The organism is Streptomyces mashuensis, assembly GCF_014654785.1.
Lineage (GTDB): Bacteria > Actinomycetota > Actinomycetes > Streptomycetales > Streptomycetaceae > Streptomyces > Streptomyces mashuensis.
Map to the genome: position 1 here is coordinate 859,196 of NZ_BNBD01000002.1, position 13,616 is coordinate 872,811.

Genomic DNA, 13,616 nt, shown 5'->3' on the forward strand with positions numbered 1-13,616 from the left:
GGCTGCGCCCGCAGCCATGCCGGGCATGGCGCCGAAGCCCGTGCCCGAACCCGTGCCCGTCTGCCCGGTCCCGCGCGGCGAGGGCTCCGCGCCGAACACCGCTCCCCACGGTGACGGCGGCGACGACGGCCGGCCCGGTGCCGACCCCGCCTGCCGGCCACCGATGACGCCCGCGTCCGGCACCCTCGTGCCCCCGCGGCCGGGCAGGCCCGGGGGCGTCACCGGACCCCGCCCCGCCGGCCCCGTAGGGGGAACCACTACTCGTCCGCCGGGCCTCCGGACGGTATGCGGTGCGGCACGTCCCCGGGACGGCCCACCGGCGTACGCGGAGGGCTGGGAGGCGCCGGGGGGACGCGCGGCACGTTCGGGATCACCGGGCCCGGCCGGTGCGGGACGTCATGGGGCCAGTTGTCGGTGGGCGGCCGGTGCGGCGTCTCCGGTCGGCTGTCGTGCGACGGGACCGGCGGTAGCGGGGGAACCGGCGGCGTCTTCACCCCGTCGGCGTCCACCCGGTCGTGCGAGGGGCGGGGGGCCTGTGGCACGGAGTAGCCGCCCTGCGCCCAGGACCCCGCCCCGCCAGCCCCGCCAGCACCGCCAGCACCGGCCGCCGCCCCCGAGCCCGACCCTGCTCCCGACCCCGACCCCGAACCCGGAACGTACGCGTAGCCGTCCTTCGACGAGCTGTCCGGCAACGGCCGGAACGTGGGCCGTTTCGCCCCCACGATGTTGTGTGCCGACCACACGTACGCCCCCGCCACCTTGCGCAGCGCCTGGGCCGTGTCGCGGCGGGCCTTCTCCAGGCGTTCCTGTGCTGCGTAGGCGTCCTGCTGGGTCGGGCCGTCGGACGGTTGCAGGGCCGGGTAGTTCTTGAGGAGCTGGGCGGTCCGGGGGTCGGTCGGGAAGAGGGGCTGCGGGACGGGGGTGCCGGCTGTGCCGTGCTTTGCGTGGTAGGCCGCCAGTGTCTTGACGTCGTCCTCCGCGTACGGCGGGAGTTTCGCCTCCGCCAGTGTGGTGGCGGCGTGGTCGATCCAGTGGCTCGCCTGCTGCGCCAACGCGGCCAGGCGCAGCGTCGCGTTGGCCATGTCCGCGCCCCACTCGCGGAATGCCGTGGCGCCCTCGCTGTCCCAGTCGACGCGTTCCATGTGCTGCTTGATCGCGTCGCCGACCTTGCTGATGGCCTCGGAGGCCTCCTGGAGGCCGTGGGCCACGCCCGAGGCCTTTTTCGCATCGGCGTTCTTGAGCAGTGCCCGGAGCTGGAGCAGGGGCATCCGGTCGAAGTTCGTCCAGGTGCTCCTGCCGTCCTTCGGCAGGTTCGTGTTCAGCGGCCCCGCCGCCGGGCGCGGCTCCCCCACCGGGTCGTAGTGCTCGTAGGAAGGAGCGATGTACTGGCGGAGGGGCGCCGGGACGTCCGGGTGGAGGGAGGGGATTCCCTGGGGCTGTACAAGGGGCTGCTTCGACAGGCCGTACGGGTTGTACGAGTTGTACGGGATGCCCTGCGAGCCGTCCGCCATCGCATGCTCCCCTCGCCGGCGCCCCGCTTCGTCTCGGCAGGGTGCTTCTCCTGCTGCGCCGCCTTCCCGTTCGGGTCGAGGCGGGGGTCGTACAGCTTCCGCGTCCGCTCCTGGATCTCCCGCATGCGCCGGCGCAGGTCGTCGTCCACGTTGGCGTAGCCCACCTGAGCAGCGAGAACAGCCGTCTGGAACGCCTCGATCTGGTCGCCCAGCAGCGTCGAGAGCGTCTTCAGCTCCTCATGGACCCTCGAGTAGACGTTGTACAGCGCGTGCGCCTCACCGAAGTCCTGGCCGAACGGAAGACCGCCCAAGGTGTGGTCCTCGATGCGGCGGGGAGCGCCCGCCGACTCGTGCAGGCCCGTGAGGATACGGTCCAGCTGCCCCCGGAACGTCTTCAGCGATTCGAGTTCCGCCCGTACGTCCATCCTGCCCGCCTCGCCCCCCGTGTCACGTGCGTAACTGCTAGGCGGCTACAGCTTACTTACCGGGCGGGTGACGGGCCCTCAGCTCCCCTGCACCGCCATCGCCGCCGTCTGGGGCCTGATCGGGAGGCGGTTCACCGGGCGGCCCGTGGCGGCGCGGACTGCTGAGGCCACTGCTGCCGGGGACGTGACGACGGGGGCCGCGCTGAGGGCCTTGGCGCCGAAGGGGGCCACGACGTCGCGTTCCTCGACCAGTTTGACGATGTGGATGTCGGGGGTGTCCAGGGCCGTCGGGAGGGCGTAGGCCGTGAGGTCGGGGCGGCGGATGTGGCCGGCGTGGGTGCGGAGGTTCTCCGTGAGGGCGGCGCCGATGCCCTGGGTGATGCCGGCCTCGATGCGGGTGCGGGCCTGGGCCGGGTTGAGGACGCGGCCGACGTCCTGGGCGACGGCCATCTCCACCACCCGCACCGAGCCCAGCTCCACGTCCACGTCGACCACCGCGCGCACCGCGCAGAAGGACATGCCGACGAACGCGTCGCCCTGGCCCGACTCGTCGAGGGGTTCCGTGGGGTGCGGGCGGCACTGGGCTGTGGCCCAGAGTTCCTTGCCCTCCAGGGCCTCGGCGACCGTCGTGCTGAGTACGCCGTCGTACGACGTGATCTTGCCGTCGGCGATGGAGAGAAGCTCCGTCGACATGCCGAACTGGTGGGCCAGCGGCTGGAGCAGCTGCGTACGGACCATGCGCGCGGCACGCTCCACCGCGCCGCCCGAGACCCAGGTGTGGCGGCCGTGCGCCGCCGGGCCCGACGGCGGCTGGTCCGTGTCGACGGGGGCGACGTGCACCTCCTCGACGCCCAGGACCTCCTGCACGATCTGCCGCGCCAGCGTCGTGAAGCCCTGGCCCGTCTCCACCGCCGCGCAGATCACCGTGGCGACCTGGCCGCTGACCTTGACCGTGGCCGTCGACACCTCGTCGGCGCCCTCCGCGCCCAGCATGTGCACCATGCCGACGCCGTAGCCGACGCCGCGCCGCACGGCGCCCGGTTCGCCGGCGCCGTCGGGGCCGCCGGGCAGCGCCCAGTCGTCCTCCGGCGCGGCCGGCTCGGGCAGCGGGTAGTCGCGGACGGCACGCAGGAGTTCGGCGACCGGCGCCGGGCATGTGACGGTCTGGCCGGTGGGCAGCAGGTCGCCGGTGGCCATGACGTTGCGCATGCGCAGCTCGGCCGGGTCGAGGCCCAGCTTGGCCGCGAGCTTGTCCATCTGGCCCTCGTACGCCGCGCACACCTGCATCGCGCCCTCGCCGCGCACATGGCCCGACGGGGGGTTGTTGGTGCGGACGGCCCAGCCCTCGACGAAGGCGTTGGGGACGACGTACGGGCCGCAGGCGAACGCGACCGCGGCAGCGAGCGCCTCGGCGGACGAGTCGGCGTAGGCGCCCGCGTCGAGCAGGATCTGCGCCTCGACCTTGACCAGCTTGCCCTCGGCGTCGGCGTGGTGGCGGTAGCGGAGCAGCGTCGGGTGGCGGTGGCCGTGGGCGAGGAAGGACTCCTCGCGGGTGGCGGCGAGCTTCACGGGGTGGCCGGTGCGCAGCGCGAGCAGGCCCAGCGCGATCTGGAGGGCGGGGTCCTCGCGGTCGCCCATGGCGCCGGGCACGCCCGTGACGACGACCTTCACGCGTTCCTGGGGCAGTCCCAGGCAGGCGGCGACCAGGTCGCGGTCGGTGTGCGGGTCGGTGGAGGCGGTGTAGATCTCGACGCCGCCGTCGGGGCGCGGCACGGCGAGGGCGGCCTCGGCGCCGATGGGCGCGGGGTCCTGCCGGCCGATGCGGTAGAGGCCCTCGACGACGACTTCGCCCTGCGCCTCGGGGTCGCCGAAGCGCAGCGGGATGTGACGGACGAGGTTGCCGTCGGGGTGCAGCGGCTCGGCGGAGAACGCCGCCTCGGGGTCGGTGACCGGGTCCAGCACCTCGTACTCGACGGCCACGGCGGCCGCGGCGAGCCGCGCGGTGTCGGGGTGGTCGGCGGCGACGGCGGCGATCGGCTCGCCGTGGTGGCGGACGGTGTCGGAGGCGAAGACGGGCCGGTCGGCGACGGTACGGCCGTGCGTGCCGGCGCCGGGGACGTCGGCGTGCGTGACGACGGCGTGCACGCCGGGCATCGCGGCGGCGGCCGAGGTGTCGACCGCGAGGATGCGGGCGCGCGGGTGCGGGGCCCGCAGGACGGCGGCCCACAGCAGGCCCTCGGCCCACAGGTCGGCGGCGTAGGGGAAGGTGCCCTGGGTCTTGGCGTCCGCGTCGGCGGCCGGTACGGACACGCCGAGGCCGTGCGGCCGGGCCGTGGCGGCGGCCGACACGACGGGCGCCGCGGCGGCGAGGGCGCCGGTCACGTCGCCCGGTCCCGTGCCGCCTCCCGTCGCGGCCGATCCGGCCATCCCGCCCATCTCCGTCATGCCCCTGCCCTTCCGATGCCGCTGTCGCCGCTGCCGCCGTCCCCGTACGGGCCGTGCCCGTGGCCGTGCTCATGGCCGTGCTCGAGCCCGTAGGGATCCTGGGGACCGTGCGGGCCCTGGAGGCCCTGCCCGTACGGGTCGTTGCCGTACGGGTACGCGTCCGGGCCCTGCCCGTAGGGGGCGTCGCCGTAGGGCGCGTCCCCGTAGGGGGCCGCCTGGTGCGGGATGAGCGCGGCCTCCGGCTCGGGGTGGCCGTGGCCCTGCGCGCCCTCGGCCTCCTCCTGCGCGGCCGCTTCCGCGGCGGCAATGGCCGCGCGCTCGTCCACGACCTGGCGGACGGCGTCGAGGACACCGCGGTAGCCGGAGCAGCGGCAGAGGTTGCCGCAGAGCGCCTGCCGGGTCTCCCGCTCGGTGGGCGCGTGGTTGCCCTCCAGCAGGTCGTGCACGGTCATGGCCATGCCCGGTACGCAGTAGCCGCACTGCACCGCGCCGCACTGCGCCAGCGCGCGCTGCACGTCGGACGGCTGCCCGTCGACGGCCAGGCCCTCGACCGTACGGATCTCCGACCCGGCGGTCGTGGCGGCCGGCACCAGGCACGACGCGACCAGACGGCCGTCGACCTGCACCGAACAGGCCCCGCACTCGCCCTGCGAGCAGCCGTCCTTGGCACCGGCCAGGCCCAGGCGCTCGCGCAGCACGTACAGCAGCGACTCGCCGATCCAGGCGCCGGTGACGGGGCGGTCCGTGCCGTTGACGCGCAGGACGTAGGACGCGCAGGGGTGTTCGTTCTGCGTGGGGTGGGGCGGGAGGGGAAGCTCGTGCTCCTGCTGCGCCGGGTGCTGCTGTTGTGCCTGGTACTCCGGGTGCTCCAGTTGCTCCGGGTGCTCCGCGTGCTCCTGTGCGGCCGGGGACGCTTCCTGCTCCAGCCCCGTCTCCGGCCCGGTCTCCGGTTCGGGTGCCGGAGCCGGCTGGGCCGGCGGCTGCTCCGAGCGCGGTTCCGGCACCGACGCGACTGCGGGAGCCGGAGGCGCCGCTTCCACGGCCGGCCCGGGCTCGGGCGCGGCCTCGCCGGCCGTCCCGGCCGTCCCGGCGTCGGCGGGCGTCGTCCACTCGGCGCCCGGCCCGTCACCCGGGCCACCAGGGACACCGTCGCCCGCACCGGTGACGCCCGACGCCTCGGCCGGCTCCGGCGCGTAGCTCCCGGCAGGGGCGTGCTGCGGGTTCACGGCGCCCCGCACCGCGTACTCGCCCGACTCCTCCACCGAGTCGTCGCCCGCGGCCGGAACCGACCACTGGCCCGTCGGGCCGGTGTGGCCGGAAACAGTCGCGTGCGCCATCGCACCGCCGTCGCCCTGGCCGCCCGCCTCGAAGCTCATGGGCCAGTCGTCGCCCTGGGCACCACCGTGCTCGTACGACGCGTGCGAAGGGTGCGAGGAGTGCGCGGGGTGGGGGGAGTGCGACGCGTACGCCGCCGTCGACGCCTGGGCCGCCGCCGGCACCGGCTCCTGCACCGGCTGCGGCACGGGCACCGACTGCTCCGGTTGCACGTGCTGTTGCTGTTGCTGTTGGTGCTGCCACGGCTCGGCGGCCGGCGGCGCGTACCCCGTACCCGGGGCGGCCAGCGGGCCCCACGCCCCGGACGCGGGCGTGCCGCCGCCGTGCGCCAGCAGCTCGGGCGGCAGCTGGACGAACGTCGTGCCGTCCGCGTCCAGCTCACCACCGCGCGGAATGGGCTGCCAGCCGCCCTCGGCGGGCGCGTGGGCGGTGTGTCGCAGCTGTTCGTCACTCACGCGAGTGCCCTCCCCAGTGCTCGGCGGGCCAGAGTCGCCACCGTACGACGGAGATGCAGCACGGCAGGCGGCAGGGTACCCGGCTCGGTGCCGTCGAGGGCGGACTGTGCGGGCGTCGGGTCGGGGATGCAGGCGGCGGCCACGTAGTCGCCGAAGGCGGCCAGCACGTCCGGCGGGAGCGTGCGCTCGCCGTCCCAGTCGACGACGGACGAGACCCAGCGCTCGGCGTCGAAGGGGCGCAGCGGCATCGGGGCCACGGCGCCCACGGCGCAGCGCACGCTGCGCCGCGCCGGGTCGAGGACCACGGCGACGGAGGCGACGGCGCGGCTGGGGCCGGTGCGGGCGGTGGCCTTGAGGAAGGTCTGGGGGGCGTGCAGCAGCGGTACGCGGACGTAGCCGATGAGTTCGCCGGGGCGCAGCATGTCCAGGCCGGCCAGCAGGCGGCCGATGGGGATCTCGCGGCGCGTGCCGCCGGGCCCGGCGATGACGAGGGAGGCCTCCAGCGCGGCGAGGACGGGCAGGGCGTCGCCTGTGGGCTGGGCGGAGGCGATGTTGCCGCCGAGGGTGCCGGCGTTGCGGATCTGCGGTGGTCCGGCGGCGCGGGCAGCGGCGGCGAGCGCGGGGATGAGCGCGGCGAAGTCCGGGCGGCCCATGCGCGCGTGGGTGAGCCCGGCACCCAGCAGGGCGGCGCCGTCCTGGTACTGCCAGCCGCGGATCTCGTTGATGCGGCCGAGGCCCACGAGGCCCGCCGGGCGCAGGAGGCCCGCGTTGACGGCGGCCATCAGGTCGGTGCCGCCGGCGACGGGCACGGCCGTGGGCATGGCGGACAGCGCCGCCACGGCTTCGTCGAGCGAGCCCGGCAACGTCACCGTGTGCGCCGCCTGCGGTGCGTGCGTGGTCAACCCAGCTGCCCCTTCCCCGGTGGTCCCGGCCGTTCCCGCCGTACGGTACGTGCTGTCGGCCCGGACTTGGCAACTCTGGCACATCTTCCGGCTCCGCCGTCGCGAGGGTCGGCGAACGGCCCACGGGTCCCCGGGGAGGGGGAACGGCCGGGCCCGGTGTTCCCTTCTGCGAGCTCTGCGACTCTTGAGGTTGAAGTGAACCTTGCGCCCCCTGTGGGCGTATTGGCACGACTTGACGAGCCTCGCCACACCTTGCTGCATCTTGACGCCTCTTGGTGCGCCTTGACGCCCATTGACGCGCCTTGATGCGCCTTGGCGTCTCTTGATGCCCCTTGATGTCTCTTGATGCCTCTTGAGGCGCCTTGCTGCAACCTGCTGCGGCTTACGGCTCTTGCGGAGGACCACCGTGCCAGGGCCCCGCAACCGGTTCGGCGCCTTCGGGCGCGGCTCACACGATCGGGGGCGCACCCTCGATCGGGCGTCCGAGCACGCCGGGGCGGCGCTGCCACGGCTGCGGGCCGCCAGGCGGGCGGTAGTCGACGCCCAGGGCGTCGAGACGCGCGTAATGCGCCGTCATACGGCGTTCGAAGCCGTGCCAGTCGCGTGCCTCCGGCGCGGGCAGGTGCGACCAGGCCACTTCGGCGAAGGCGGAGAGGCGCGGGAACGCCTGGTAGTCGATGCGCTGCTGGTTCTCCATTACCTCCGTCCAGAGGTTTGCCTGCGTGCCCAGGACGTGCGCGGCGGCGTCCTGCCCCGCCAGTGCGGGCGGCACCGGTTCGAACCGGTAGACGTCCTCAAGGGTGCGGACCCAGCCGATGGGCACGGGCTCGTCGTCGCCCGGCGCCTGCCGGTGGTCGAGGTACACGTGCTGCTCGGGACACATGACGACGTCGTGCCCGGCCCGCGCGGCGGCCACCCCGCCCCCGTAGCCGCGCCAGGACGAGACGACGGCCCCCTCGGACAGGCCGGTTCCCGCTCCCCGCCGTTCCCCTCCCTGGAGGATCTCGTCCCAGCCGACGAGGCGCCGGCCGCGGGCGGCCAGCCAGCGGTCGAAGTGGCGCATGAACCACAGCTGCAGGCCGTCCTCGTCCCCGAGCCCCTCCTTGGCGATGAACGCCCGGGCGGTGGGCGAGGCGCGCCACTGCTCCTTGGGGCACTCGTCGCCGCCGAGGTGGACGAAGGGCGAGGGGAAGATGTCGAGCACCTCGGTGAGCACGTCCTCGTAGAAGGCGAGGGTGGCGTCGGTGGGGGCGAGCACGTTCGGGCTGATGCCCCAGCGGTCCCACACGCCCAGGGCGGAGGTGTCGACGACGTCGGTGTTGCCCAGCCAGGGGTACGCGGCGACGGCGGCCTGCGAGTGGCCCGGCAGGTCGATCTCGGGGACGACGGTGACGTGCCGGGCGGCGGCGTACGCGACGATCTCGCGGAGGTCGTCCTGCGTGTAGAAGCCGCCGTGCGGGCGCTCGTCCCACAGGGACGACGCGCCGTGCCCGTACCGGCTGCGGGCGCGCCAGGCGCCGGTGGCCGTCAGCTCCGGCCACCGGCGGATCTCCACGCGCCAGCCCTGGTCGTCGGTGAGGTGCAGGTGCAGCACGCCGAGCTTGTGGGCGGCGAGCAGGTCGACGTAGCGCAGGACGCCGTCCTTGGGCAGGAAGTGGCGTGCGACGTCCAGCAGCACGCCGCGCCACGCGAACCGGGGCGCGTCCTCGACGACGAGCGCCGGCACCGGCCACGCGCGCTGCCCGCCGACCGGGGCGCGGCGGAAGGCGTCGGGGCCCAGCAGCTGGCGGAGGGTCTGCGCGCCCCAGAACACACCGGCGGGCCCGCCACCGGTGATCCGGACGCCGGTGCCGTCGACGACGAGGCGGTAGCCCTCGGGGCCGAGGCCGCGCGTCACGTCCTCGTCGACGGCCAGGAGGAGGCGGCCGGGCGCGCCGGCAGCACCGGCAGCACCGGCCACACCGGCGGCGTCGCGGAACGGCAGGCCCGTCGCCGCACCCACCGTCGAGCGCAGCCAGTGGGCGACGTGCTCGGTACCGGGCCGCGCCTCGACGGCCGTACCGGCGTCGAGAACGTACGGCCCGCGGTCCGGCGTACGGGTGAGACGGGTCGGCGCGGGGATCAGGGCGAGGAGGGGGGTGGAGGCGGGGGCGGGGGCGTACGGGTCGCTGTCCGTCATGGCCATGGGGACATCGTGGCGCCGCGACGGCCCCTACGGGAACGGGTCGGCCGGCCGACCCGTAAGGGAAGCACCCCCCGTAAGGGAAGCGCCCCCCCGTAAGGGAAGGCGCCCCCGTAAGGGCAGGGCAGCACCCGTAAGGGCAAGCGCCCCGTACGGGACCCGTAGGAATGCCTACGGCCCCCGGTCCCGCGAGGTGCGGGGCCGAGGGCCGTAGGGACTACCGGACCACCGGACGACCGAAAGGCCGGGCAGCCGGACAGCCTGGCAGCCGTAAAGCGATGGCAGAGCTACTTCGAGCGGTGGCGCGCCGCGGCTGCCCGGAGGCAGCCGCACGTCCCCTGACGGGGGACCGGTGGCCGACGGCCGGCCGGGCTACTTGTCGCCCTTGCCGCCCTTGCCACCCTTGTCGTCCCCGCCGGGCGCCATGCCGTCGAAGATCTCCTTGCACATCGGGCAGACCGGGTACTTCTTGGGGTCGCGCCCGGGCACCCACACCTTGCCGCACAGGGCGACGACCGGGGAGCCGGAGAGCGCGCTCTCCATGATCTTGTCCTTCTGGACGTAGTGGGCGTAGCGCTCGTGGTCGCCGTCGCCGTGCGACACCTGCGGCGTCGGCTCTACGAGGGTGCCGGTACCTGCCCCGCGCTCGGGCTCGAGAGTGCTCATGGTCCCCAAGGGTACTGGGACGGGGCCGCGTCAGTTGAGGCTCGGGTCGTCCGGATAGGTGGCGACCATGGCCAGCTCGTTGCGCTGACGTCGCAATACGGCGCGCCACAGCCGCTGCGGATCGGGCGACGACACGTCGCCGGGCTCGGACTCGACCACGTACCAGGCGCCGCCGGCCAGCTCCTCCTCCAGCTGGCCCGGCCCCCAGCCGGAGTAGCCGGCGAAGATCCGCAGCGAGCCCAGGGCCGTGGCCAGGAGCTCGGGCGGCGCCTCCAGGTCGACCAGGCCGATCGCGCCGTGCACCCGGCGCCAGCCGATGGGGTCGGCGCCCCGGGGGCCGCCCGCGGCGCCGTGCGCGTACCGCTCCCCCGGCACCACCGCCACGCCCAGCGCCGAGTCGAGCGAGACCGGGCCGCCCTGGAAGACCACGCCCGGCTCGCCGGCCAGCGCGGCCCAGGACTCGAGGATGTCGCCGACGCCGATGGGGGTCGGCCGGTTGAGGACCACACCGAGGGAGCCCTGCTCGTCGTGGTCGAGCAGGAGGACCACCGCGCGGTCGAAGTTCGGGTCCGCCAGCGCCGGGGTGGCGACGAGCAGCCGACCTGTGAGCGAGGACACCTCGGTCATGGCCACATGATCCCGCATTTCGGGGCGGCGCGGGGAGGGGAATCCGGGCCCCGGCCGAGCGCCGCCGGGGGCGTACGAGCGCAGGGCCCGCGCACGGACCTGCGGGGCTCCCGGCCGGACCCGCGGGCCCCGGTCGGCTGCGGGCAGGCCCGGGCCGGCCCCGGAATCCCCCCGGCCCCTTTTACCCCCTCCATCCCCTCTGACCCCCTTGGCCCCCGCCACCGATAACCGGTAGCGACCATTCCGTAAGCACAGCGTGTTGTGACAAACCCATGACGTGCGCGAGGGGCCCTCGGGGCGGCAGGAGGCCCCTCCGGTCGCATTACCCTTTCTTCTTGCCCCTTGCCCAACTCCAGGAACGCGAGATCCATGACCGGCCCTGACGATGTCCTGCTTGTCCACGGCGGCTCCCCGCTCGAGGGAGAGATCCGCGTCCGCGGTGCGAAGAACCTCGTGCCCAAGGCCATGGTCGCCGCCCTGCTCGGGCACGGGCCCAGCCGCCTGCGCAACGTCCCGGACATCCGAGACGTGCGTGTCGTGCGCGGCCTGCTCCAGCTGCACGGCGTGACCGTCCGCCCCGGCGACGAGCCGGGCGAGCTGGTCCTGGACCCCACCTACGTGGAGAGCGCCAACGTCGCGGACATCGACGCGCACGCCGGCTCCTCGCGCATCCCGATCCTCTTCTGCGGCCCGCTGCTGCACCGCCTCGGCCACGCCTTCATACCCGGCCTGGGCGGCTGCGACATCGGCGGCCGGCCGATCGACTTCCACTTCGAGGTGCTGCGCCAGTTCGGCGCCACCATCGAGAAGCGCGAGGGCGGCCAGTACCTGGAGGCCCCGCAGCGGCTGCGCGGTACGAAGATCCGCCTGCCGTACCCCTCGGTGGGCGCCACCGAGCAGGTGCTGCTGACGGCCGTGCTGGCCGAGGGCGTCACCGAGCTGTCCAACGCGGCGGTCGAGCCGGAGATCGAGGACCTCATCTGCGTGCTGCAGAAGATGGGCGCGATCATCGCCATGGACACCGACCGCACCATCCGCATCACCGGTGTCGACAAGCTCGGCGGCTACAACCACCGCGCGCTGCCGGACCGCCTGGAGTCGGCGTCCTGGGCCTCCGCGGCCCTGGCCACCGAGGGCAACATCTACGTGCGCGGCGCCAGCCAGCGCGAGATGATGACCTTCCTCAACACCTACCGCAAGGTCGGCGGCGCCTTCGAGATCGACGACGAGGGCATCCGCTTCTGGCACCCCGGCGGCTCCCTGAAGGCCATCGCCCTGGAGACCGACGTCCACCCCGGCTTCCAGACCGACTGGCAGCAGCCGCTGGTCGTCGCCCTGACCCAGGCCAGCGGCCTGTCGATCGTCCACGAGACGGTCTACGAGTCCCGCCTCGGCTTCACCTCCGCGCTCAACCAGATGGGCGCCCACATCCAGCTGTACCGCGAGTGCCTGGGCGGCTCCGACTGCCGCTTCGGCCAGCGCAACTTCCTGCACTCCGCCGTCGTCTCCGGGCCCACCAAGCTCCAGGGCGCCGACCTGGTCATCCCCGACCTGCGCGGCGGCTTCTCGTACCTCATCGCGGCGCTGGCGGCCCAGGGCACGTCCCGGGTGCACGGCATCGAGCTCATCAACCGCGGCTACGAGAACTTCATGCAGAAGCTGCGCGACCTGGGTGCCAACGTCGAGCTCCCCGGCGAGCAGGACGCCTGAGCCCCCGGCCGCCCACAGGGCCGCGGCGCCCGCAAGGCACCCACAAGGCCCCGGCCACGGCGTCCTCCTGACGCCCCGTGAGCCCACCAGAAGCCCGTACGGATCTTCGAGCGATCCGTACGGGCTTCCGTGCTTCCCGGGCCCTCAGACGGGCCGGCAGGCCCCCTGAAAGCCGCCGTGACGGCCCACAGGCGCCCGGAGCGGAAAAGGGCGGCCACCCGGAGTCCGGGTGGCCGCCCCTCACGTCAAAGGCGCTGCACGACGCTCTCGCGCTGCCGCGAGGCGTCCGCGGCTCACTTGCCCTTGGCGGCTTCCTTCAGCTTCGAGCCGGCGGAGACCTTCACGCTGTAACCGGCAGCGATCTGGATCGGCTCGCCCGTCTGCGGGTTGCGCGCGGTCCGAGCGGCACGGTGGGTGCGCTCGAAGGTCAGGAAGCCGGGGATGGTGACCTTCTCGTCGCCCTTGGCGACGATCTCGCCGACGGTCTCGGCGAAAGCGGCCAGAACGGCGTCGGCGTCCTTGCGGGTCACCTCGGCACGGTCGGCCACTGCGGCCACCAGCTCACTGCGGTTCATGTTGTACTCCCGTGTTCTTCTTGCCAATGAGGCGTGAGATCGAAGCCGATGCTGCCAGGGCCCTCGGACAGTCCCCGGACCCGGGTCCGTTGCCAGACCCTCCCGCCCGGTAACGCATCCTGCCCCCACCAGTGGCGGGAAAGCCAATCCGGCACCCTGGAGAGTCACACGGAAAGCGCCACAGCCTCGGATGCCGCCGCATTTCTGCGGCGAATTTTTCTGCCCGACACCTTATGGGGGCTTCGGCGGCGGCGCGCCACTCGACGCGCCGGGCGTCAGGCCGTCGTGGTGGCCGTCACAGCGGCACCGGCCGCCCTGGCGGCCTCGCGGACGGCCCCGGCGACCGCGCCGGCGACCTTGTCGTTGAAGACGCTGGGGATGATGTAGTTGGCGTTGAGTTCGTCCTCGGCGACGACGTCGGCCAGGGCGCCGGCGGCGGCCAGCATCATCTGGGTGTTGACGGTGCGGGACTGCGCGTCGAGCAGGCCGCGGAAGACACCGGGGAAGACCAGCACGTTGTTGATCTGGTTGGGGAAGTCGGAGCGGCCGGTGGCCACCACCGCGGCGGTCTGCCGGGCCACCGCCGGGTCGACCTCCGGGTCGGGGTTGGCCAGCGCGAAGACGATCGCGTCCTTCGCCATCGCCGCCACATCCGTGCCGTCGAGGACGTTCGGGGCCGAGACGCCGATGAAGACGTCCGCGCCGCGCACGGCCTCCTTCAGGGTGCCCGTCATCCCCTCCGGGTTGGTGTTGTCCGCGATCCACCGCAGCGCCGAGCCCGCA

The 13,616-nt window shown here is 74.1% G+C and carries 10 protein-coding genes; 1 reads left to right on the top strand and 9 read right to left on the bottom strand.

From position 1 onward, the window contains the following. Window positions 1–1,318: 1,318 nt before the first annotated feature. From IE305_RS33920 to IE305_RS09225, 7 genes are all read right to left on the bottom strand, one after another. Window positions 1,319–1,936, bottom strand: a complete 618-nt coding sequence (locus IE305_RS33920; protein WP_506005200.1) for a DUF2563 family protein — start codon at window positions 1,934–1,936, stop codon at window positions 1,319–1,321. 78 nt (window positions 1,937–2,014) lie between these two features. Then, window positions 2,015–4,363, bottom strand: coding sequence for a xanthine dehydrogenase family protein molybdopterin-binding subunit (locus IE305_RS09200; RefSeq protein WP_190129013.1), 2,349 nt, complete (start codon window positions 4,361–4,363; stop codon window positions 2,015–2,017). Window positions 4,364–4,377: 14 nt separating this feature from the next. Further along, complete coding sequence (locus tag IE305_RS09205; RefSeq protein ID WP_229890712.1) at window positions 4,378–6,171, bottom strand: (2Fe-2S)-binding protein; 1,794 nt, start codon at window positions 6,169–6,171, stop codon at window positions 4,378–4,380. Next, window positions 6,168–7,073, bottom strand: coding sequence for an FAD binding domain-containing protein (locus tag IE305_RS09210; RefSeq protein WP_190128930.1), 906 nt, complete (start codon window positions 7,071–7,073; stop codon window positions 6,168–6,170). Before IE305_RS09210 ends, IE305_RS09205 begins: the two co-directional genes overlap by 4 nt. A gap of 448 nt (window positions 7,074–7,521) precedes the next feature. After that, window positions 7,522–9,252 carry a beta-N-acetylhexosaminidase gene (locus tag IE305_RS09215; RefSeq protein WP_190129015.1) on the bottom strand — a complete coding sequence of 577 codons (1,731 nt, stop codon included), beginning with the start codon at window positions 9,250–9,252 and terminating at the stop codon, window positions 7,522–7,524. Window positions 9,253–9,627: 375 nt separating this feature from the next. After that, a complete protein-coding gene (locus IE305_RS09220) occupies window positions 9,628–9,921 on the bottom strand; it encodes a DUF3039 domain-containing protein (protein ID WP_190128931.1) in 294 nt (97 codons plus the stop codon). A 30-nt stretch (window positions 9,922–9,951) separates the two neighbouring features. After that, complete coding sequence (locus IE305_RS09225) at window positions 9,952–10,548, bottom strand: YqgE/AlgH family protein (RefSeq protein WP_190128932.1); 597 nt, start codon at window positions 10,546–10,548, stop codon at window positions 9,952–9,954. A gap of 369 nt (window positions 10,549–10,917) precedes the next feature. Here IE305_RS09225 and murA point away from each other — a divergent pair, with 369 nt between their 5' ends. Then, a complete protein-coding gene (gene murA, locus IE305_RS09230) occupies window positions 10,918–12,258 on the top strand; it encodes a UDP-N-acetylglucosamine 1-carboxyvinyltransferase (RefSeq protein WP_190128933.1) in 1,341 nt (446 codons plus the stop codon). 293 nt (window positions 12,259–12,551) lie between these two features. Here the strand turns inward: murA and IE305_RS09235 are convergent, their stop codons facing one another. Both IE305_RS09235 and IE305_RS09240 read right to left on the bottom strand, forming a co-directional pair. Next, window positions 12,552–12,833 carry an HU family DNA-binding protein gene (locus IE305_RS09235; protein ID WP_190128934.1) on the bottom strand — a complete coding sequence of 94 codons (282 nt, stop codon included), beginning with the start codon at window positions 12,831–12,833 and terminating at the stop codon, window positions 12,552–12,554. Between the two features lie 275 nt (window positions 12,834–13,108). Continuing rightward, window positions 13,109–13,616, bottom strand: a 508-nt coding sequence (locus tag IE305_RS09240) for a malic enzyme-like NAD(P)-binding protein (RefSeq protein ID WP_308440236.1), incomplete at its 5' end; no start/stop codon positions are given.